Here is a 22195-nt window from a genome sequence, read left to right as displayed (position 1 = left end):
GTGCTTCACTTGGCTAGTTGGCGGCCCGCTGTCAATAGCGCATTACGGGAGAACGACATGCCCGTGACGGGGCGCGGACCATGTGGTACCTGCGCGCCAGCCCACCGGGCCTATTCAAGGACACAATCTTGACCCATTCCGACCAACCGAGGCCGCTCCAGTCTCGCGCCAGCGGTCCCCTGACCGGGAAAGTACGGGTGCCCGGCGACAAGTCGATCTCCCACCGCGCCCTCATCCTGGGCGCGCTCGCGGTCGGCGAGACCAGGATTTCGGGCCTGCTCGAGGGCGAGGACGTCCTCAACACCGCCAAATCGATGCAGGCGCTGGGCGCCAGCGTCGAGCGCACCGGCGATTTCGCCTGGACCGTCAACGGCGTCGGGGTCGGAGGCTTCGCCCAGCCCAAGGCAGCACTGGATTTCGGCAATTCCGGCACCGGCTGCCGGCTGGTCATGGGCGCCGTCGCCGGCTGCCCAATTTCGGCGGTGTTCGACGGCGACGCCTCGCTGCGCAGCCGTCCGATGCGCCGGATCCTCGATCCCCTGGAAAAGATGGGTGCCAGAGTCACCGCCGGCGGCGAGGGCGGGCGCCTGCCGCTGACCCTCCAGGGCGCGCGCGACCCCCTGCCGATCGTCTACAAGACCCCGGTCGCCTCGGCCCAGATCAAATCGGCCGTGCTGCTGGCGGGCCTCGCCGCTCCCGGCACCACCACGGTCATCGAGACCGAGGCCAGCCGCGACCACACCGAGCTGATGCTGAAGCATTTCGGCGCCGACATCACCTCGGTCCAGGAAGGCCGGCACGGCCGCCGCATCACGCTGGTGGGCCAGCCCGAGCTGCATGGCGCCAATGTCGTGGTGCCCGCCGATCCCTCTTCGGCTGCGTTCCCGATCGTCGCGGCGCTGATCGTGGAGGGCTCCGATGTCGTGCTGTCCGACGTCATGACCAATCCGCTGCGCACTGGGCTGTTCACCACGCTGCGCGAAATGGGCGCCTCCATCGAGGAGAGCGAAGTGCGCGGCGATGCCGGCGAGCCGATGGCGCGCTTGCGCGTGCGGGCGTCGAAGCTGCGCGGCGTCGAGGTGCCGCCCGAGCGCGCGCCGTCGATGATCGACGAATATCTGGTGCTGGCGGTGGCGGCGTCGTTCGCCGAAGGCACCACGATCATGCGCGGCCTGCAGGAGCTGCGCGTCAAGGAATCCGACCGGCTTGAAGCCACCGCCGCCATGCTGCGCGTCAACGGCGTCAAGGTCGAGGTCTCCGGCGACGATCTGATCGTAAGGGGTCGCGGCCACGTCCCGGGCGGCGGCACTGTCGCCACCCATATGGACCATCGCATCGCGATGTCCGCGCTGGTGATGGGCTGCGCCTCCGATCAGCCTGTTACGGTCGACGACACCGCCTTCATCGCCACCAGCTTTCCGGATTTCATTCCGATGATGCGTTCGCTAGGGGCCGAGTTTTCATGATCATCGCCATCGACGGGCCCGCGGCTTCGGGCAAGGGGACGCTCGGCAAGCGTCTCGCCCACCATTACGGCTATCGTCATCTTGATACCGGCGTGATCTATCGCGCGGTCGCCTACGCCTTGATGCAGTCGGGGCACGATCTCAACGATGAGGCGGCCGCGGTGCAGGCCGCGTTGGAGCTCGATCCCGAAAAGTTCGGTAATCCTGCGCTGAAGACCCAGAAGGCCGGCGAGGGGGCCTCGATCGTCTCGGCAATCCCTCGGGTTCGCGAGGTCCTGGTCAATTTCCAGCGCCAGTTCGCCGCCGATCCGCCCGGCGCCGTGCTCGACGGCCGGGATATTGGAACCGTGATCTGCCCCCATGCCGACGTGAAGATCTTCGTGGTCGCCGACCCCAAGGTCCGCGCGCGGCGCCGCACCATGGAGGCCAAAGCGCGGGGCGAGGAGGCGGACGAGGCGGCCGTGCTCGCCGACATCCTCCAGCGTGACGAACGTGACAAGAATCGGCCGATTGCGCCTCTGAAACCGGCCCCGGATGCTTACTTGCTAGATAACTCCCAACTGGATATAGAAGGCGGCGTCCGGGCCGCCATCGACATTATCGAGGCTGTCCGAGCGGGCCGGTCGCGGGGTTAAGCCGCCGCCGTCATTGGAGGAAGTGCCCGCTCCCGCTCTTTGAGGTCGATACGCTTCGTCCCGGTTTCGGGACCGGCGCGATCCAGGTTCCGGACAAGCTTTCAACGTATCGAACGCGCGGGCCTCAGCCGGCCCGCTTCCGCTGTTCTGGTCGCTAGATCAGGGCAACGAGCGGTCGCTCGAAGGTCTTGCGGACCTTCCGACACTGCGCGCACGATGCGCCCATGAACCCAACGGCCGGCAAGACATCCGCAACTGGAGAACAAATGGCTTCGACTTCTGCTGATACCTATAGCCCGTCGCGCGACGATTTCGCCGCGATGCTCGACGAGTCCTTTGCGGGCGGCAACCTGCAGGAAAGCTCCGTCGTCAAGGGCAAGGTGGTTGCAATTGAAAAGGACATGGCCGTCATCGACGTCGGCCTGAAGACCGAGGGCCGCGTCGCGCTGCGCGAATTTTCCGGCCCCGGCCGTGAGAGCGACCTCAAGGTCGGCGACGAGGTGGAAGTGTTCCTCGATCGCATCGAAAACGCTCTCGGCGAAGCCGTGCTGTCGCGCGACAAGGCGCGACGCGAAGAGAGCTGGGGCAAGCTGGAGAAGGCGTTCCAGAACAACGAGAAGGTCAACGGCGTCATCTTCAACCAGGTCAAGGGCGGCTTCACCGTCGACCTCGACGGTGCCGTGGCCTTCCTGCCGCGCTCGCAGGTCGACATCCGGCCGATCCGCGACGTTGCGCCGCTGATGAACAACTCGCAGCCGTTCCAGATCCTGAAGATGGACCGCCGCCGCGGCAACATCGTCGTGTCCCGCCGCACGGTGCTCGAAGAGACCCGGGCCGAGCAGCGCCAGGAGCTGGTGCAGAACCTCGAAGAGGGTCAGGTCATCGACGGCGTGGTCAAGAACATCACCGATTACGGTGCGTTCGTCGACCTCGGCGGCATCGACGGCCTCCTGCACGTCACCGACATCGCGTGGCGCCGCGTCAACCACCCGACCGAGGTGCTCTCGATCGGCCAGACCGTGAAGGTCAAGATCATCAAGATCAACCACGAGACGCATCGCATCTCGCTGGGCATGAAGCAGCTGCTGGACGATCCGTGGCAGGGCATCGAAGCCAAGTACCCGCTGGGTGCCCGCTTCACCGGCCGCGTCACCAACATCACCGACTACGGTGCGTTCGTCGAGCTCGAGCCGGGCATCGAAGGCCTGATCCATGTCTCCGAGATGTCGTGGACCAAGAAGAACATGCACCCCGGCAAGATCGTGTCGACCTCGCAGGAAGTCGACGTGCAGGTGCTGGAAGTGGATTCCGTCAAGCGCCGCATCTCGCTCGGCCTCAAGCAGACCATGCGCAACCCCTGGGAGGTCTTCGTCGAGAAGCACCCGACCGGTTCGGTGGTCGAGGGCGAGGTCAAGAACAAGACCGAGTTCGGTCTGTTCCTGGGCCTCGAGGGCGACGTCGACGGCATGGTCCACCTCTCCGATCTCGACTGGAAGCTTCCGGGCGAGCAGGTGATCGACAACTACAAGAAGGGCGACATGGTGAAGGCCGTGGTGCTCGATGTGGACGTCGAGAAGGAGCGCATCTCGCTCGGCATCAAGCAGCTCGAAGGCGATCCCTTCGCCGAGCCGGGCGATGTCAAGAAGGGTGCGGTCGTGACCTGCGAAGTGCTCGAAGTGAAGGAAAGCGGTATCGAGGTTAAGATCGCCGGTACCGACTTCACCACCTTCATCAAGCGCTCCGAGCTCGCCCGTGACCGCAACGACCAGCGCGCCGAACGCTTCGCCGTCGGCGAGAAGGTCGATGCCCGCGTCATCCAGTTCGACAAGAAGGCCCGCAAGGTCCAGGTGTCGATCAAGGCGCTCGAAGTCGCCGAAGAGAAGGAAGCCATCGCGCAGTACGGCTCCTCGGATTCGGGTGCGACGCTGGGCGACATCCTCGGCACCGCGCTGAAGAACCGCGACAGCAAGTAAGCGAAACGTCCGTTTTGCGACATCAAGGCCCCGGCGCAAGCCGGGGCTTTTTTGTTGCTGTCTCCACGAACTCCGCTGTCGTCCCGGACAAGCGACGCGAAGCGGAGCGCCGATCCTGGACCCATAACCCCAGGGAGAAGTTTGACGAAGACTCGGAGTTGCCAGCTCGCTCGACGACTCCTCCTTGGGGTTGTGGGTCCCCGCCCCCGTGCGCAATTGCGCACTAGGCGGGGATGACGACCGAGTCTGCGACGACTTGCTTGCCCCACACGAGGCCTTGTTTTCTTCAAATTGCGCCGCAATTGATGTATCGAGATAGGCCAATGGTCACGCCGTGACGGCACAACGCGCCTGATCTTTCATTTGGAGATATTCCGATGTCGCTCGATTCGGACATCATCGTCGATCGCCGCAGGATCCGCCGCAAGCTGACGTTCTGGCGGGTGATGGCGGCGCTGATCGCGATCGCGGCGATTGCAAGCTTCGCGCTGATTGCGACGCCCGGTGCACGCGGCACCCTCGCATCCGCCGGCTCGATCGCGCGCGTCCAGATCGAGGGATTGATCCGCAGCGATTCCGACCGCACGCAGGCGCTGGAGCGGCTCGAGAATTCGCAGGCCGCCGCCGTCATCGTTCACATTAACTCGCCCGGCGGCACCACCGCCGGCTCCGAGCAGCTCTATGACTCGCTGGTCCGTCTCAAGGCGAAAAAGCCGCTGGTGGTGGTGGTCGAGGGGCTGGCCGCCTCCGGGGGCTACATCACCGCGATTGCGAGCGACCACATCGTCGCCCAGCAAAGCTCCCTGGTCGGCTCCATCGGCGTGCTGTTCCAGTACCCCAACCTCTCCGAGCTCATGAAGACGATCGGCGTCAAGGTCGAGGAGGTGAAGTCCTCGCCGCTGAAGGCGGCGCCCAACGGTTTTGAGCCGACCAGTCCCGAGGCGCGCGCCGCGCTCGATGCGCTGGTGAAGGATTCCTATGCCTGGTTCAAGGGGATGGTGAAGGAGCGGCGTGGCATGGATGACACGCAGCTCGAAAAAGTCGCCGACGGCCGCGTCTTCACCGGGCGCCAGGCGATCGATCTCAAGCTGATCGACCAGATCGGCGACGAGAAGACGGCCGTGACCTGGCTGGTCGAGCAGAAGGGCGTCAAGAAGGGGCTACCGGTGCGCGACTACAAGCTCCAGCCGCGCTTCGGCGACCTGCCGTTCCTGAAGACGGCGGCCGCATTGACGCTGGAAGCGCTCGGTTTGGGCTCGATCGCGCACCAGATCGGGCAAACCGGCGTCGCGCAGGCGGTGGATCGGCTCGGAATGGATGGAATGCTGGCCTTGTGGCAGCCGGCTGCGTCCAACTGACCGTCGGCAGGCGAGTTTCAGAGCTTTTTCGCGTCTGACGCGTGCTGGCGCAGCCTGCTTTTTCGGCATTTGTCACGCATTTTCACGACGCCCATCCTTGATTTAGCGTCTTGACAGATCACGGTATTTTCACGGAAATGGTCGTCCGCACGCTCCCGGGTCCTATCTCTCGATGATCAAATCCGAACTTGTTCAGCGTATCGCCGAGCACAACCCGCATCTGTACCAGCGGGATGTCGAGAACATTGTGAATGCGATTCTCGAAGAGATCGTAGCGGCGCTTGCACGCGGTGACCGCGTCGAGCTGCGCGGCTTCGGTGCCTTCTCGGTCAAGCATCGCCCTGCGCGCGCAGGGCGCAATCCACGCACCGGCGCCCATGTGCCCGTCGATCAGAAGAGCGTTCCGTTCTTCAAGACCGGCAAGGAAATGCGCGAGCGGCTGAACCGCGACCATCCGGATCCCGGCGGCGTAGACTAGAGCGCGATGTGAGCGCGCTTTGGGGTTTTTCGCGGTCGCACAGGATGCGGCCGCAAGCTTGATTCAAGGCGAGCGAAGCCAGATGCGAAAGTTCCTGACCGCGCTGATCGTACTTCCGCTGGGCCTGATCCTGGTGGCGTTCGCCGTCGCCAACAGGCATTTCGTCACGGTCTCCTTCGACCCCTTCATTGCCGACGACCCCTCGCTGTCGATCACCCTGCCGCTGTTCCTGTTGCTGATCCTGGGGGCGGCCCTGGGCGTTGTCGCGGGCGGCTCCGCCGTCTGGCTCGGCCAGCGGCGCTGGCGGCGCGCGGCGCGCCGGAATGACGCGGAGGCCCGGGCCGTCAGGGCCGAACTGGCCGATCTGCGGGCCCAGGCGACGGCAGCGAAGGCGGAGTCCCAGCGCCTTCCCGTTCCCTCCGGGATGGGCCTGTACGGGCCCGTCGGGCGAGACAAGCAGCGCGCGACGTTGTAGAAGCGGCCCCGACCGAAAAGCCCCGTTTTCCGGCCGCGGACCCGCGGCCTCTACCCGCTTTGAGACCATGTCCCTGCTCGTCAAGATCTGCGGCCTGTCCACGCCCGAGACGCTCGAAACGGCGCTCGAGGCGGGCGCCGACATGGTCGGGTTCGTGTTCTTTCCGCCGTCGCCCCGGCACCTGTCCCTGGAACTCGGCCGTGACCTCGGCCGTCAGGTCAAGCGGCGCGCGCTCAAGGTGGCGCTCACGGTCGATGCCGATGACGCAACGCTCGACAACATCATGGACGCGCTGTCGCCGGACATCTTCCAGCTCCACGGCGGGGAGAGCGTGGCGCGGCTGCGCGACCTCAAGCAACGCTTCGGCCGCCCGGTGATGAAGGCGGTCCCGGTCGCGACAGCGGCCGATCTCGGGGTGCTGCCCGGCTACGCCGCGGTCGCCGATCGCATCCTGTTCGATGCGCGCGCGCCGAAGGACGCGACGCGGCCCGGCGGCCTCGGAGAGCCCTTCGACTGGCACCTGCTCGAAAAGCTCGATCTGAAACTGCCCTATATGGTTTCGGGGGGGCTGCACGCCGAGAATCTCGCCGAGGCCCTTCGTGTCACCCGCGCCAGCGGCGTCGACGTGTCCTCCGGTGTCGAGAGCGCTCCCGGCGTGAAAGACCCAGAGATGATCAAGGCCTTCATCCGCGCCGCGCGCGCCACCCAAGAGTTAAGCGTCCGATGAACATTGCCAAGCCAAACTCCTACCGCAGCGGCCCCGACGATCGCGGCCATTTCGGCATTTTCGGCGGACGCTTCGTCGCCGAAACCTTGATGCCGCTGATCCTCGACCTGGAGAAGGCCTACACCGCAGCCAAGGCCGATCCGGCGTTTCAGGCCGAGATGAACGGCTATCTCAAGAACTATGTCGGCCGGCCCTCGCCGCTCTATTTCGCCGAGCGCCTGACCGAGCATCTCCGCGGCGCCAAGATCTACCTCAAGCGTGAAGAGCTCAACCACACCGGCTCGCACAAGGTGAACAACGTGCTCGGCCAGATCATGCTGGCACGGCGCATGGGCAAGAAGCGCATCATCGCCGAGACCGGCGCGGGCCAGCACGGCGTTGCCACCGCGACGCTGTGCGCGCGCTTTGGCCTCGAATGCGTGGTCTATATGGGCGCCGTCGACGTCGAGCGGCAGCAGCCCAACGTCATCCGCATGGAGATGCTGGGCGCCAAGGTGATGCCGGTGCAGTCGGGCACGCGCACGCTGAAGGACGCCATGAACGAGGCGCTACGCGACTGGGTCACCAACGTGCATAACACCTTCTATTGCATCGGCACGGTGGCCGGTCCGCATCCCTATCCGACCTTGGTGCGCGATTTCCAGTCGGTCATCGGCGACGAGACCAAGGCGCAGATGCAGGAGATCGAGGGGCGCCTGCCGGATTCGCTGGTGGCCTGCATCGGCGGCGGCTCCAACGCGATGGGCTTGTTCCATCCGTTCCTCGATGATTCCTCCGTGGAGATCTTCGGCGTCGAAGCCGCCGGCCATGGCCTGACGCAGCTGCATGCGGCCTCGATCGCGGGCGGCCGCCCCGGCGTGCTTCACGGCAACCGCACCTATCTCTTGATGGATGCCGACGGCCAGATCCAGGACGCGCATTCGATCTCGGCCGGTCTCGATTATCCCGGCATCGGCCCTGAGCATTCCTGGCTGCACGAGGTCGGCCGCGTCAATTATCTCTCCGCGACCGATGACGAGGCGCTCGCCGCGTTCCAGCTGCTGTCAAAGCTCGAAGGCATCATCCCCGCGCTCGAGCCCGCGCATGCCATCGCCAAGGTGATGGAGCTCGCGCCGAAGCGGCCGCGGGACCACCTGATGGTCGTCAATCTCTCCGGCCGCGGCGACAAGGACGTCCCGCAGGTCGGCGACATCCTGAGGGGCAAGAAGTGACCACGCGTATCGATACCCGTTTTGCCGAGCTGAAAAGCCAAGGCCGCGCGGCCTTTGTCACCTATGTGATGGCCGGCGATCCCGATCCCGCGACCTCGCTCGAGATCGTCAAGGCGCTGCCGAAGTCCGGCGCCGACGTCATCGAACTCGGCATTCCCTTTACCGATCCGATGGCGGACGGTCCTTCGATCCAGGCTGCAGGCCTGCGTGCGCTCAAGATCGGCATGACCTTGAAGAGGACGCTGGAGCTGGTGCGCGACTTCCGCAAGGACGACAATGTCACGCCGCTGGTGCTGATGGGCTATTACAATCCGATCTACATCTACGGCGTCGACAAGTTCTTGGCTGATGCCAAGACGGCCGGCGTCGACGGCCTGATCATCGTCGATTTGCCGCCGGAGGAAGACGACGAGCTCTGCATTCCCGCGCTGAAGGCGGGGCTCAACTTCATTCGCCTGGCGACGCCGACCACCGACGACAAGCGCCTGCCTGCGGTGCTCGCGAACACATCAGGCTTTGTCTATTACGTCTCGATCGCCGGCATCACTGGTGCGGCGGCGGCGGACGCCAATGCCGTCGGCGAAGCTGTCGCGCGCATCAAGCGGCATACCAGGCTGCCGATCTGCGTCGGTTTCGGCATCCGCACGCCGGAGGCGGCGCGCGCCATTGCCGAGAAGGCCGATGGGTCGGTGGTCGGCACCGCGCTGGTGGACGCCCTCAAGAATAGCCTCGATGCCGAGGGACGGGCGACCGCCAAGACCGTTAACGCCGTCGCCGAATTGACGGCCACTCTGGCCCAGGGCGTCAAGGGCGCGCAGCAGGCGGCGGAATAGGCCATAATTCCGCTGTAGCTCTTTAGTTTGGGCATGATCTGGTCGGAAAACCGCTTCACACTTTTCCGGATCATGCTCTAACGCGGGCGACACGGCGGCTTGCCGGGCAGATGTCCGGCCGCCATATATCCTTCAGGCGATTCCCGGCGGGATCGCACATCGGAGCAAACCATGAACTGGCTTACCAACGTGGTCCGGCCGAAGATCCGCAACATGCTGCGGCGGGAGACGCCGGAGAACCTGTGGATCAAGTGCCCGGATTCCGGACAGCTCGTGTTCTACAAGGACGTCGAGGCCAACCAGTTCGTCATCCCCGGCTCGAACTATCACATGCGCATGGGCGCGGTCGCGCGGCTCAAGTCGATCTTCGACAACGAGACCTGGTTCGACGTGGCGCTGCCCGAGGTCACCCCTGACCCGCTCAAGTTCCGCGACGAGAAGAAATATGTCGACCGCGTCAAGGATGCGCGGGCGCGGACCAATCTGAACGATGCGGTCAAGGTCGGCTACGGCAAGCTCGAAGGCTCCGCGGTCGTCGTCGCCGTGCAGGATTTCGACTTCATGGGCGGCTCGCTCGGCATGGCTGCGGGCGAGGCCATCGTGCGCGGGATGGAGCTTGCGGTCGAGAAGAAGTCGCCGTTCATCGTGTTCGCCGCGAGCGGCGGCGCACGCATGCAGGAAGGCATTTTGTCCCTGATGCAGATGCCGCGCACCACCGTTGCGGTGCAGATGCTGCGCGAGGCAAAGCTGCCCTACATCGTCGTGCTGACCAATCCGACCACCGGCGGCGTCACCGCGTCGTATGCGATGCTCGGCGACGTGCAGATCGCCGAGCCCGGCGCGCTGATCGGCTTCGCCGGCGCGCGCGTGATCGAGCAAACCATCCGCGAGAAGCTGCCTGAAGGCTTTCAGCGCGCCGAGTACCTCAAGGAGCACGGCATGGTCGACATGGTCGTGCACCGTCACGAGCTGCGGCCGACTCTGGCGCGGCTCTGCCGCCTCTTGACCAAGGCGCCGGCGCAGGAAGGCGCATCGAAGTCCGTGCAGCCGGTCGGCAGCCCGGCGCAGATCGTATCCGCCGCCGAGACGGCGCCGGCAGCGCCGCACGCGTGAACGTCTCCCCTGACAGTGCAAAGACACCGCTCGACGACGTGATCGGGCGGCTGTCGGCCCTGCATCAGAAGCGCATCGATCTCGGGCTGGAGCGGATGCACCGTCTGCTCGAGCGGCTCGGCCACCCCGAGCGCAAGCTGCCGCCGGTGATCCACATTGCCGGCACCAACGGCAAGGGCTCGACGCTCGCTTATCTGCGCGCGACGCTGGAGGCCTCAGGTCTTCGCGTCCACGCCTATACGTCCCCTTATCTCGTCCGCATCAACGAATGCTTCCGGCTTGGCCGCCTCAGTGGCGGCGTGCTCGTCGGCGACGACGAACTGCGCGCGGCGTTGGAAGAGGTCGAGCGCGTCAATGCCGGCGAGGCCGCGACATTGTTCGAGCTGAAGACGGCGGCTGCCTTCTTGCTGTTCGCGCAGAACCCGGCCGACATCGTGCTGCTCGAAGTCGGCCTCGGCGGCCGGCTGGATTCGACCAACGTGGTCGATCAGCCGGCGGCCTCTGTGATCACGCCCGTCAGCATGGATCACATGGATTTCCTCGGCGATACGTTGGCGTCGATTGCCGGCGAGAAGGCCGCGATCATCAAGCGCGGCGTGCCCGTGATTTGCGCTGAGCAGATGCCGGAGGCGATGGCCGTGATCGAAGCGCAGGCGCGGCGCATGCGCGCGCCGCTGTTCGCCGCAAACGAGAGCTGGCACGTCAATGTCGAGCGCGGGCGTCTGGTCTATTCCGACGACCGCGGCTTGATGGATCTGCCGGCGCCGCGTCTGTTCGGGCGCCACCAGTTCGCCAATGCCGGGCTCGCGATCGCGACGTTGCGCGCGCTGCCGACCATCAAGGTCAATCACGCCGCGTTCGAGGCCGGCATCGTCGGTGCCGACTGGCCGGCTCGGATGCAGCGCCTCACCTCGGGCGAGTTGCTGTCCTGGGGTCCGCAGGGCTCGGAGATCTGGCTCGACGGCGGCCACAATGCCGAGGGCGGGCGCGTTGCGGCGGCCGCGCTCGGCGACCTCGAGGAGCGGGTGTCGCGGCCGCTGGTGATCATCGCCGGCATGATGGCCAACAAGGATGCGCACGCCTTCCTCGCCAATTTCGCCGGCCTCACCCGCCACATCATCGCAGTGCCGATTCCCGACACGGAGAATGCGATGCCGGTCGACCGTCTCGCCGATGCCGCGCGCAGCCTCGGCATGCGCGTCGAGCCTGCCCCCGGCGTCGAGGCCGCCCTGCGCGCGCTGGCGCAGCTCGCCTACGAGCTGCCGCCGCGGATCCTGATCACCGGCTCGCTGTATCTCGCCGGCCACGTGCTGGCCATCAACGGCACGCCGCCTGCATAGAGGTTGCCGTAGCCCGGATGGAGCGAAGCGCAATCCGGGATCGTGCCACAAGCAAGGAAGGTCCCGGATTACGCTGCGCTCCATCCGGGCTACAGGAAATGCCAATGCGCTTCGCCGCGATTGCCGATGTCCACGGAAACTATCTCGCGCTGGAGGCCGTGCTCGCCGACATCCGCGCGCTCGGTATTGCCGACATCGTCAATCTCGGCGACATGCTGAGTGGCCCGCTCAATGCGCGCCGCACCATCGAGATCCTGATGCCGCTCGACGCCGTGCACGTGCTTGGCAATCACGACCGTTATTTGCTCGACCGTCCGCCGGAGAAAATGGGTTCGTGGGATCGTCCTGCCTACGAACAGCTCGATGCCGCCCACCTCGACTGGCTGCGCGCGCAGCCGATGACGCGTGTCTTCCGTGAGCAGGTGTTCGTCTGCCACGCGACGCCCAGCAGCGATGAGGTGTACTGGCTCGACACCGTTCATCCCGACGGCACGGTGGCGCTGTCGCCGCTCGACCGCATCGAGCAGCTCGCGGACGGCATCACGCAATCGCTGATCCTGTGCGCCCACACCCACCTCGCCCGCGCGGTGCGCCTGCGCGACGGCCGGCTGATCGTCAATCCCGGCAGCGTCGGTAGCCCTGGTTTTCGCGACAAGCATCCGTACGCGCATGTGGTCGAGGCCGGCACGCCGCACGCGCGCTATGCGATCCTCGAACGTGCCGATGCTGCCTGGCAGGTGACGTTCCGCCACGTCGCCTACGATCACGAGGCCATGGCCGCGCTGGCGCGCCGCAATGGTCAGCCGGAGCTTGCGAACGCGCTGGCGACGGGGTGGATCAAGTAGGTGTTGCTGCGTAGCCCGGAGGGAGCGGAGCGCAATCCGGGGCCATCGTTGCTTGGGGCATGATTCCCGGATTACGCTCCGCTCCATCCGGGCTACGGGCTACTTCAACAGCTTCATCGGATCGGCCGCCTTCTGCTTCAGCTGCTCGAACGTGCATTGCCGCGGCGCCTTGTCCGGGCGCCAGCGCAGGATTGAGGTGCCGTGACGGAAGCGTTCGCCGCTGAAATGGTCGTAGCAGACCTCGATCACCAGCTTCGGCTTCAGCGGACACCACTTTGCGGAACGCTCCGTCGACCAGCGGCTCGGCCCGCCCGGCGCGTTGCCGGTGAAGCCGGGCTCGCCGATCAGTGCTTCGAGCCGATCGGTCAGATCAGGCTTCGCCTCCGCCTTGATCGCCGAGGTGAAGCCGACATGGTGCAGCAGGCCGTCATCGTCGTAGAGCCCGAGCAGCAGCGAGCCGACGACGTTCCGGCCGGCGATCTTGTTGGTGGCATAGCGGAAGCCACCGACCACGCAATCGGCGCTGCGGAATTTCTTGATCTTCTGCATGCCGTCGCGATTTCCCGCCTGATAGGGCAGATCGATCCGCTTGGCGATGACGCCGTCCGAGCCGCCGCCGGATTGCGCGAGCCACTTTTTGGCTGTGGCGTAGCTCGTCGTCGTCGGCGAAAGACGGAAGAGGCTGCCCTTGATGTTGGCTTTCGCGAAGGCTTCCAGCGCCGGCCGGCGCTCGCGCAGCGTCTTCTCAGCCAGGCCCTTCTGTCCGGATGTCGCGAGCAGATCGAAGACGAGGTAGAGCGCCGGTGTCTCCACTGAGAGCTTCTTCACGCGGCTTGCCGCCGGATGAATGCGTTGCAGCAGCGCGTCGAAGGAAAAGCTCTTGCCGTGCGGCACGACGATCTCGCCGTCGAGCGTGAAACGGTCGGCCTTCAGCTCCAAGGCAGCAGTGACGACTTCCGGGAAGTAGCGCGCGAGGTCTTCGCCGGATTTGGAGCGCAGATCGACGTTGCTGCCGTTGCGCGCCAGCAGGCAGCGGAAGCCGTCCCACTTGGGTTCATATTGCCATTCACCGCCGCGCGGGATCGCGTCGACCGACCGCGCCTCCATTGCGGCGAGAGAGGTGGGCTTGCGATCGCGCTTTCGGGGAGGAGCAGGCAAGGGCAGGACTCGTCATACGCTGAATACGCCCCATCAACGCCAAACGGCCGGCTTTCGCCGGCCGTTGTCGAAAATAATCTTGCGCCAGTGGATCAGACCGCGGAGGTGATCCACTGCTGCAGCTTCGCCTTCGGCGCGGCGCCGACTTGGCGCGAGGCCATTTCGCCGCCCTTGAAGATCATCAGAGTCGGGATCGACATCACGCCATACTTCGAGGCGGTCTTCGGGCTCTCGTCGACATTGAGCTTCACGATCTTGACCTTGTCGCCCATCGCGCCGGCGATCTCGTCGAGTGCGGGTGCGATCATGCGGCAGGGGCCGCACCATTCGGCCCAGAAATCGACGACCACGGGGCCGTTCGCCTTGAGCACTTCGGCTTCGAAATCGGCGTCGGAAACCTTGCTAACGGCCATTGGGAGTACCTCACTCGGTTGAAAGAGAATCGGCGCGACCTGGAATCGCGCCCGGGATCATGCGGTCAACCTATGAACGGCCCCTTGCCGGGTCAAGGACGCTCACACCGAGATGAAGGGATGCCAGCGCCGCGTCCAGCGCGGGGGGCGAAATCTCCATATATTCAAGGGCCTCGGTCCAGAGCAGGACGGCCCTGACCGGCTTTTGGGGATAAAGCCGCGACAGCACCGCCCGGTACAGCGCAAGCTGGAGGACATAGGTCGCCGGCGCCTCGGCCGCGCTTTTAGGCGCTGCTTGGTTGGTCTTGAAGTCGACGATCAGGACCTCCTCGGGGCGCACGACCAGCCGGTCGATCTGCCCCGACACCAGGGCCGGCGTGCGGCCCGGCCGCTCCAGCCGCCCGGCGATCGCGACCTCCGCCCGGCTGCCGGCGGCAAAGACGGGCGCGAAACGCGGCTCCGTGATCAGGGCGAGCACCTTGTCGGCCAGTGCGATGCGATCGGCCTCCGGCCAGTCCGCGGCGTTGCGCGCCATGAAGCCGAGCGCGGCCTCGCGCCGGCGCTCGCCGGCGATCTCGGGCAGCGCTTGCAACAGGCGATGCACCAGCGTGCCGCGTTGCAACGCCCGCGCGCGCGACTGCACCGATTCGCCCGATCGGACGCTGCGGCCCTCCTCGGCAGGCTGGCCCGAGGGGCGCACGGGATCCTCGTCGATGGTCTCGCGCGGGGCCGGTGTCCGCAGCCACTCCGGCAGCGCGATGGTCTGGTGCACGGAGGCCGCCGGCGCGCCCAGCGCCGCGACGTCCTCAGGACGGGCGAACCGGGTGACCTTGCCGAGCGGCGTCTCGATCACCTGCTTGTCGAGGCCCGAGCCTTTGAGCCCGGTGTCGACGAGGTCGTACCAGCTCAGCTTGCGCACCGTCCTCATGCTGCCGGGCATGCAGCCGCCGACGATCAGCCGATCGGCCGCGCGCGTCATCGCGACGTAGAGCAGGCGGCGATATTCGCCCTCGGTCTCCTCCAGCATCGCCTTGCGCGCCTCGGCGACAGGCCTGGGATCGTCGGCCTTGCGGCCGGCCCAGACCACGACCTCGCCGCCATTGCCGCGCGGTACCTGGATCAGCCGCAGCCGCTGCGAGTCCGCGGGCGAAGACGTGGTGTCGACCATGAACACGACCGAGGCCTCCAGGCCCTTGGCGCCGTGTACGGTCATGACCCGCACCTCGTCGCGCGAGATCTCCATGTCGCGCTTCACTTCGGTGTCGGCCGAGCGGAGCCAGGCCATGAAGCCCTGCAGCGAAGCCGGCGCCTTGCGCTCGTAGTTCAGCGCGAGCTCCAGGAATTCGTCGAGCGCGTCATTGGCCTCGTGGCCGAGCCGGCGCAGGATGCGCGCACGCCCGCCATCGCCGCCCAGCAGCCAGGCGTAGAACGCGAACGGCGTCTCCTCGCGGGCGCGGATCTCGCAGGCTTCTAGGCGTCGCAACGCCGTGGTGAATTTCTCGCTTGTGGCCGCATGGTCGCCCAGCGCGCGGCGCAGCGATCCCTTGCGGTCCCACGCAAGCTGGAACAAATCGTCGTCATCGAGCCCGAACAGCGGGCTCTTCAGCGCCACCGCGAGCGCGAGATCGTCCTGTGGCAGCAGCAGCGCGTCGGCCAGGTTCATCAAGTCGATGATGGCGATGTGCTCGGTGAGCTTGAGGCGGTCGGCACCCGCGACCGGAATGCCGGCGTGCTTCAGCGCCTGGATCACGGCGTCGAATGCGTTGCCGCGCCGGCGCACCAGGATCAGCATGTCGCCATAGCGAAGAGGACGACGCTCGCCCTCGTGCCCGGTCAGCGTGCCGCTCTCGACCAGCCGCTTGATCTCGGCCTGGATGCGTCGGGAAAGCTTGACCTCGGGGCTGGTGACGGCGACGCCGTCGAATGGCGCACGCCAGCCCTCGATGTCCTGCCGATCGTCGGCCTCGGCGAGATCCCACAGCTCGATCACGCTCGGGCCGGCATCGCTCAGCGAATTGTGCAGGGGATGGCCGATCTCGACCGAATGGATGCTCTTGTAGATCGCGGGATCGCGGAAGACGTGGTCGACCGAATGCAGGATCGTCGCGCCCGAGCGGAACGAATAGGTGAAGGCGACCGGATCGAATTTCAGGCCGGCGGCGGTGAACTTGCGATGCAGCTCGCGCCTGCGCGCGTCGAACTCGTGGGGAGCTGCGCCCTGGAACGAGAAGATCGACTGCTTCTCGTCGCCGACGGCGAAGATGGTGCGGTTCAGCCCCTCGCGCGCGCCTTCGCCGGCGGTGAACTCGGAGATGATGTGCGCGATGATGTCCCATTGGCGCGGGCTGGTATCCTGCGCCTCGTCGATCAACACGTGATCGACACCGCGGTCGAGCTTGTAATGCACCCAGCCCGAGGCGATGCGGTCCAGCATCGCCAGCGTCTTGTCGATGAGGTCGTCGTAGTCGAGCAGGCCGCGCTCCTGCTTCTCGCGGCGGTAATTCGCGGCGGCCGCTGTCGCGATATGCAGCAGGGCCGCGGTGCGGTCCCGAACCGTCACGGCGCGGCGCTTTTCGATCAGCCCTGCAAGGCGCTGCGCCTCGGCTTCGAACAGGCGGGCCACGGAGGGATTGTGATCGCAGAACTTCTTGGTCAGCACTGCCTTGCGCGGCAGCTTGTCGTCCGTGAGGAAGACGGACAGATAGGCGTCGACCTGATCGCTGCCGGAAAACACCTTTGCCGCGCGCAGCCGCCCTGCCTGGTCATTGTCGGATTTGCTGCCGTCCTCCAGCGCGAAGGCAATGTCGTCCCAGCGCGCGCGCGGCAGGAACGGGCCGTCGAGAATTTCCGTCTCGACGGCTTCGATACGGTCGCCGATGTCAACGCCCAGCACCGCAGCCATCTGCGCCGCTGCGGCTTCCGCATTGCCGGCCTGGTCGGTCCAGGCCATGAAATGATCGCGGCTGAGGCACGCCTCGCGCACGACCTCCTTGAAGGTGACATCCGCGGCGCTCGCCATCGCCGTCAGCAGCGCGCGGCCGGTGACGCTCTCCGGATCGCGTGCGGCTTCCAGCAGCACCTTCAAATTGGCGCGTTCCATCATGTCGGTCTGGTCGCGCTCGTCGATCACGGCGAAGCGTGCGGGAACGTTGGCCTCGAACGGAAATTGCTGGAGCAGGCGGGTACACAGTGCGTGGATGGTCTGCACCTTCAGCCCGCCCGGCGTCTCCAGCGCGCAGGCGAACAGTTTTCTCGCGTCGCGGCGCAGTTTTGCGCCGGGATGCGGGATGCCGACCGCGCGGATCGCCGCGTCGAGCGCGTCATCGTCCAGCGTCACCCAATGACCGAGCGTGGTGAACACGCGCTCGGCCATGTTTGCGGCGGCAGCTTTTGTGAAGGTGATGCAGAGAATTTTCTCCGGTGGCACGCCCGAGAGCAGCAGGCGGATCACGCGCTGCACCAGCACATGCGTCTTGCCCGAGCCGGCGTTGGCCGAGACGAAGGCCGACGCGGTCGGATCGGATGCGCGCGCCTGCCGCGCGCGCACCTCGTCGGGGATGGGACGCGGCGCCTTCACCATTCCTCGATCCCCAACCCGCCGGCCGCCGACCATTCCTTGATCCGGGCAAGGTCGTCATAGGTGCCGTAGCGATTCGCCCACATCGGCAGGTTCAGCGATGTATAGGCCTGGTTCTCGTCCTCGAAGGCGCGGATCAGCGCTTCCAGCTTTGCCCTCGCCTCGGCGGCCGCGGTGTCCGGCGGCTGCGGCTCGTCGCCCGGCTTGAACTTGAGCTCGAGGATGCGCTCCTCGCCCGGCGGGTTGTTGCCGCTGAGGCGGACATAGACGAGCTGGCTCACGGAGGCGCCGGCGTCGATGTCGGGAAAACCGCCCTCGCGCAGGATCGCGGCTTCCAACGTCAGCTGCGGCGACAGGCCCATGCGGACCTGCTTGCCGGTCGGCGGCTGGCCGGTCTTGTAGTCGAGGATGGCGTAGCCGCCGCCCTGGCGGCGTTCGATGCGGTCGGCGCGCGCGGAAAGGCGGAAGCTGCGCTGAGGATCGAGCATGATCGAGATCTCGCCACGGGTCTCCGCGACGATCGCCGCGATCGCCTCGCGCCGCGACGTCTCCCATTCGCCGAACCAGCGCGCGATGCGCTGGAAGCGCGGCCACCACAGCGCCCGTGCTTCGGGCCGCTCCATCAGCGGTGCAAAGTGCTTCTCGCCGATCGCGCGCAGCACCCGCGCGGGATCGTCGGGCAGACGCGCCGCATAGCTTTCGGTGAACTCGCCGATGGCATCGTGAATCGCCGAACCGCGATCGGCGGCCGAGAGCGGCATGTCGACCGGGTCGAGCGCATCGAGCCTCAAGATGCGTTTGGCGTAGATCGTGTAGGGATCGCGCAGCCAGTCTTCGATCTCGGTGACCGACATCTTGAGCGGCCGTGTCGCGCGCGGCGGCCGGGGCTCCGGCTGCTTGATCGGCTTGACGTCGTCGGGCTGGTCGAGCGCGGCAGCGAACTGCACATATGTCTCGCCCGCGCGAACGGCCGCCTGCCAGAGCTCGTCGCCGGCCACCGCCTCCAGCCGATGCAGGAAGCGCGAGGCCACCGCCGGCGCGCCGCCGGCCTTCGCGGAGTGGGTGAGAATGACCTCGTCGCCGCCGAGCAGTTGCGCGAAATCATGGGCGGACAGGCCAATGCGGCGCTCCGGCAGATCGAGCCCGAGCTCGTGCCGCATCGGCCGGCTCAGCCAGGGATCGATGCGCGGCGCCGGTGGCCAGACGCCTTCGATCAGGCCGCCAATGATGATGCGGTCGGCCTGCATCAGGCGCGATTCCAGCGGGCCGTAGATTTGCAGCCGCGCGCCCGGCCTGTCGCGCCGCCGCACCGCGCGATCGCTGAACGCGGTCTGGAAGACGTCCGGGTAATCCGCTAGCTGCACCAGCAATCCGCTGGTCGTGCCGCCGCGCAAGAGATCGTCGAAGGCGCCGGCGAGCGCGAGTCCATCGCGATCCTCGAAGGCGAGCGGAATGCCCTGATCGTCGCGCGACAGCTCGATCATGATCTCGCGATGCCGATGCGCAAGCTCCGCGAAATCATACGGCTTCGCCGGCGGCAGGCTCTCGATCGACGCCAATGCCTTTTGCAGGGCGTCGATCAGAGCCTGGATGCGATCGAGATCCTCGGCCTTGAGACGCGCCCGCGGCTCGGCGCGATGCAGTGCGGAGACCTCGCTGCGCCACAGCTTTGCCAGCTCATCGCGGAAGCGGTTGAACTCGCGCAGGAGGCCCGCGGTGCCTGCCGGCGGACGCGTGCCGCGCAGCACCGCAAGCTCCAGGCTCTCGATTGCCATCTTCCACGCGCCCGGCGCGCGGCCGAGCCGGCACAGCGGATGCTTCAGCATCGCCAGCAGCGTCGGCGGCTCCAGGCCCTTGGTCACCGCCTCTGCCGCAAGGCGCGCAAACGTGCCGGCGGATGTCTCCATCAAGACGTCGCCGCCGGAATCATCGAAGGCGAGATCCCATCGGGTCAGCGCCGCCATCACCCGCCGCGCCAGGGCGCGGTCGGGCGTGACCAGCGCCGCGGATTTGTCCAGGTGTCTGGCCTCGCGCATGGCGATGGCGATGGCGAGCGCTTCCATTTCAGGATTGGGCGCTTCGACCACCGCGAGGTTCTTCATGCCGCCCGCGATCTTCGCGGCAACATCGGGCTGCTTCAGCCGGTCGTGCCAGACCTCGGTCTTGGCGGACGGCCGCATCGATTCCGACGCGAGCAGGTCGCGGCCGTCTTCCGCCGGCGGCTGCAAAATCTCGACATCGCTGCGCTTGATGCCGAAGCGTTGCAGCAGCGCATTCATGGCGTATTGCGGATGGTTCGAGGCCGGATGTTCCGCGAACTTGCCGAGCGCATCGCGCACGCCGCCGATGCTGCGCCAGGCGTCGTCGTCGAGATCGGTATCGAGGCCCGGCAGCACCACGGCGCCATGCGGCAGCGCGGCGACCGCATGGAGAAATTTGGCGGTGGCCGGCATCGAGCCGGTCGAACCCGCCGCAACCACGGGTCCATTTGGATGCGCGGTCAAGCGCCTCGCTTCCGCGGCGATCAGAAGATCGCGCCGCGCGGCCGGCTCGATCCGGTTGATCTCGGTGAGATGATTGGGCCAGGCGATGCGGGCGATGCGCAGGAATTCGAGCGAGTGCTGCCAGTAGCGGTCGAGGTTATCAGGCACGAGCCCATCAAGGGCGCTCCAGTCGACGCCGCGCGTCACCATGTCGTCGATCAGGCGCGCGAGATCGGACGCCAGCGCCAGCGTCGAGGCGGGGCCGCCCACCACCAGCGGCGCCAGCACCGGGCCCTTGGCCCAGGCGGCGACGAGCTGCGCCAGCGTCAGACGCCGTTCGAGCTCGCCCAGGCGCGGCGGAATGTCGAGCGGCGCGGTCCCGGAAAACTGTTCGCTCTCGCCCGCGAAAGCGAGCTCGTCCTCGTCGATGTCGCCGAGCGCGACGATGCGCGGCAGCACGACGGCATCCGCCTTCATCTCGTCGAGAAAGATCTCGCGCACGATCCGCATGGCGCGCCGCGTCGGCAGATACAGCGTGGCGTCCGCCAGCCGCGCCGGTTCCTTGCGCGCCTCGAATCCCTCGACCAGCCGCCCATCGAGCAGGGCGGTGACGACCGTGCGCAGGAACGGAACTGAGATGGGAACGCTGAAGACGCGCATGAGCTGCCTGATTCGAAGGATCAGGCAATATAGGGAGGCGGGGTCAAATGGTCATGGGTGGAGGAGGAGTCGTCCCCGCTGTTCGCCGGACCGAAACAGGTCTCGTAGGGTGGGCAAAGCGAAGCGTGCCCACGCATTTTTGAGGTCGAGACAGATGGTGGGCACGGCGCAAGGGCGCCTTTGCCCACCCTGCGGCACCGTCTTCGAGGCAGCCCCTACGCCACGCTCTCCAAAAACGCCTCTTCCGCGGCGTGCACGGCATCGGGCGTGCCGACATGCATCCAGACGCCGTCGAGGCGCAGGCCGAACAGCCGTTCCTGCTCGCCCGCGCGATCGAACATCTTCGTCAGCGAGAATTCGCCCTTGGGTGCGTCCACGAAGATCGCGGGCGACATGATCGCTGCGCCGGCATAGACGAACGGAACGACCTCCTTCTCCTTGCGCTTGCGCAAGGCGCCGTCGGGCAGCATGCCGTAATCGCCGCGGCCGCCATAGCCGATGCTGGTCGCGGTCGGCGCCATCAGGAGCAGGATGTCCATGCGATCAGGGTCGAAATTTTCCGCGAGCCGCGTCAGGTTCGAGCGCACACCGTCGATCCACAGCGTGTCGGAATTGACATGGAAGAACGGCGCATCGCCGAGCAGCGGCAGCGCCTTGACGACGCCGCCGCCGGTGCCGAGCACCTGGTCGCGCTCGTCGGAGATCGTCACGCGCGGAAGCTGGCGTGATGCGACGTGGTCGATGATCTGGTCCGGCAAATAGTGCACGTTGACCACCGCCTCGGTCACGCCGGCCTGGCCGAGCTTGTCGAGCACGTGGTCGAGCAACGGCTGGCCTGCGACCGGCACCATCGGCTTCGGCATCTTGTCCGTCAGGGGGCGCATGCGCAGGCCAAACCCTGCGGCGAGCACCATGGCTTTGGTCGGCTTGACGGACATCCTTCCCCTTCTCAGGACCTTTCGCGTTCGCAGCAATCCTAACACGAGGCTCGATCTGCCGCACCGCATCTCAACCGCCTTAACCACCCGCCGTGACGGTTGTACGACGGGTGTTGCCGTCACGCCCCAACGGCTGTGGAACGTACCTTCTTCTTCTTGTCGCCCACTTTCAGGAAATTGACGCCGATCTGGTCGCCATTGACCCAGGCCAGCTCGCAACGCCGGTAGGCGAGCCCCGTGGACGACAGCAGGAGAAAGAATTCCTTCAGATGCAGGCCTTCGACCGAGCCGTCGATCGTCAGCTTGGCGCCGGTCTCGGAGACGTCCTCCATGGTGCAGTCGCGCCGCCAGGTGCCGTCGATTCCCATCATCTGGGCCGAAAACCCGCGCTCGAAAATAACCCGGCTATTTCCGCGCTGATCCGCTTTCGCTGCCATCTGCTCCGCTCCAGCCCCGCAATGTTCCGGCTCCCTCGGCGCCAGAATAGCGACATCTTGGCTAACGGCCGGTAA

The 22195-nt window shown here is 66.3% G+C and carries 18 protein-coding genes; 12 read left to right on the top strand and 6 right to left on the bottom strand.

The window, feature by feature from the left end; all coding sequences use genetic code 11:
* Positions 1-128: 128 nt before the first annotated feature.
* From aroA to I6F12_RS27500, 12 genes are all read left to right on the top strand, one after another.
* Complete coding sequence (gene aroA, locus I6F12_RS27555; RefSeq protein ID WP_225113811.1) at positions 129-1466, top strand: 3-phosphoshikimate 1-carboxyvinyltransferase; 1338 nt, start codon at positions 129-131, stop codon at positions 1464-1466.
* Positions 1463-2101 (top strand): (d)CMP kinase, encoded by a 639-nt coding sequence (cmk, locus tag I6F12_RS27550; protein ID WP_036024437.1) that lies wholly within the window; start codon positions 1463-1465, stop codon positions 2099-2101. The genes aroA and cmk overlap by 4 nt, the downstream gene beginning before the upstream one ends.
* A gap of 266 nt (positions 2102-2367) precedes the next feature.
* On the top strand, positions 2368-4074 hold the full coding sequence (gene rpsA / locus I6F12_RS27545; RefSeq protein WP_036009120.1) for a 30S ribosomal protein S1: 1707 nt from the start codon (positions 2368-2370) through the stop codon (positions 4072-4074).
* 377 nt (positions 4075-4451) lie between these two features.
* Positions 4452-5432, top strand: a complete 981-nt coding sequence (gene sppA, locus I6F12_RS27540) for a signal peptide peptidase SppA (RefSeq protein ID WP_036024439.1) — start codon at positions 4452-4454, stop codon at positions 5430-5432.
* 172 nt (positions 5433-5604) lie between these two features.
* A complete protein-coding gene (locus tag I6F12_RS27535) occupies positions 5605-5910 on the top strand; it encodes an integration host factor subunit beta (protein WP_025032949.1) in 306 nt (101 codons plus the stop codon).
* Between the two features lie 82 nt (positions 5911-5992).
* Complete coding sequence (locus I6F12_RS27530; protein WP_225157659.1) at positions 5993-6385, top strand: lipopolysaccharide assembly protein LapA domain-containing protein; 393 nt, start codon at positions 5993-5995, stop codon at positions 6383-6385.
* A gap of 67 nt (positions 6386-6452) precedes the next feature.
* Positions 6453-7112 (top strand): phosphoribosylanthranilate isomerase, encoded by a 660-nt coding sequence (locus tag I6F12_RS27525; protein WP_225157658.1) that lies wholly within the window; start codon positions 6453-6455, stop codon positions 7110-7112.
* Positions 7109-8323 carry a tryptophan synthase subunit beta gene (gene trpB / locus I6F12_RS27520; protein WP_057027852.1) on the top strand — a complete coding sequence of 405 codons (1215 nt, stop codon included), beginning with the start codon at positions 7109-7111 and terminating at the stop codon, positions 8321-8323. The genes I6F12_RS27525 and trpB overlap by 4 nt, the downstream gene beginning before the upstream one ends.
* Positions 8320-9156, top strand: coding sequence for a tryptophan synthase subunit alpha (trpA, locus tag I6F12_RS27515; protein WP_225157657.1), 837 nt, complete (start codon positions 8320-8322; stop codon positions 9154-9156). The genes trpB and trpA overlap by 4 nt, the downstream gene beginning before the upstream one ends.
* Before the next feature lie 171 nt (positions 9157-9327).
* Entirely contained in the window at positions 9328-10269 is a 942-nt protein-coding gene (gene accD / locus I6F12_RS27510; protein WP_225157656.1) for an acetyl-CoA carboxylase, carboxyltransferase subunit beta, read from the top strand.
* A complete protein-coding gene (locus I6F12_RS27505) occupies positions 10266-11609 on the top strand; it encodes a folylpolyglutamate synthase/dihydrofolate synthase family protein (RefSeq protein WP_225157655.1) in 1344 nt (447 codons plus the stop codon). The genes accD and I6F12_RS27505 overlap by 4 nt, the downstream gene beginning before the upstream one ends.
* A 104-nt stretch (positions 11610-11713) precedes the next feature.
* Positions 11714-12454 (top strand): metallophosphoesterase family protein, encoded by a 741-nt coding sequence (locus I6F12_RS27500; protein WP_036009102.1) that lies wholly within the window; start codon positions 11714-11716, stop codon positions 12452-12454.
* A 99-nt stretch (positions 12455-12553) separates the two neighbouring features.
* On the opposite strand, the gene I6F12_RS27495 is transcribed toward I6F12_RS27500, so the two are convergent.
* The 6 genes from I6F12_RS27495 to I6F12_RS27470 form a co-directional block, all read right to left on the bottom strand.
* The gene (locus I6F12_RS27495; protein WP_225157752.1) at positions 12554-13561 is read right to left on the bottom strand and encodes an ATP-dependent DNA ligase; all 1008 of its coding nucleotides are present in this window, start codon (positions 13559-13561) and stop codon (positions 12554-12556) included.
* Positions 13562-13704: 143 nt separating this feature from the next.
* Positions 13705-14025, bottom strand: coding sequence for a thioredoxin (gene trxA, locus I6F12_RS27490; protein WP_008540017.1), 321 nt, complete (start codon positions 14023-14025; stop codon positions 13705-13707).
* 70 nt (positions 14026-14095) lie between these two features.
* Positions 14096-17605: a double-strand break repair helicase AddA gene (addA, locus tag I6F12_RS27485; RefSeq protein WP_225157654.1), complete on the bottom strand. Its 3510-nt coding sequence runs from the start codon at positions 17603-17605 to the stop codon at positions 14096-14098.
* Positions 17599-20745 (bottom strand): double-strand break repair protein AddB, encoded by a 3147-nt coding sequence (gene addB, locus I6F12_RS27480; RefSeq protein WP_225157653.1) that lies wholly within the window; start codon positions 20743-20745, stop codon positions 17599-17601. Before addB ends, addA begins: the two co-directional genes overlap by 7 nt.
* Positions 20746-20960: 215 nt before the next feature.
* Complete coding sequence (locus I6F12_RS27475) at positions 20961-21683, bottom strand: nucleotidyltransferase family protein (protein ID WP_036024455.1); 723 nt, start codon at positions 21681-21683, stop codon at positions 20961-20963.
* Between the two features lie 119 nt (positions 21684-21802).
* Complete coding sequence (locus tag I6F12_RS27470) at positions 21803-22120, bottom strand: PilZ domain-containing protein (RefSeq protein WP_036009083.1); 318 nt, start codon at positions 22118-22120, stop codon at positions 21803-21805.
* Positions 22121-22195 lie beyond the last annotated feature (75 nt).

The sequence above is a fragment of the Bradyrhizobium sp. IC4059 genome (assembly GCF_020193615.1).
Taxonomy (GTDB): Bacteria; Pseudomonadota; Alphaproteobacteria; order Rhizobiales; family Xanthobacteraceae; genus Bradyrhizobium; species Bradyrhizobium yuanmingense.
The sequence above is the reverse complement of the archived record's forward strand: the minus strand, read 5'-3'. Positions and strand labels throughout refer to the sequence as shown.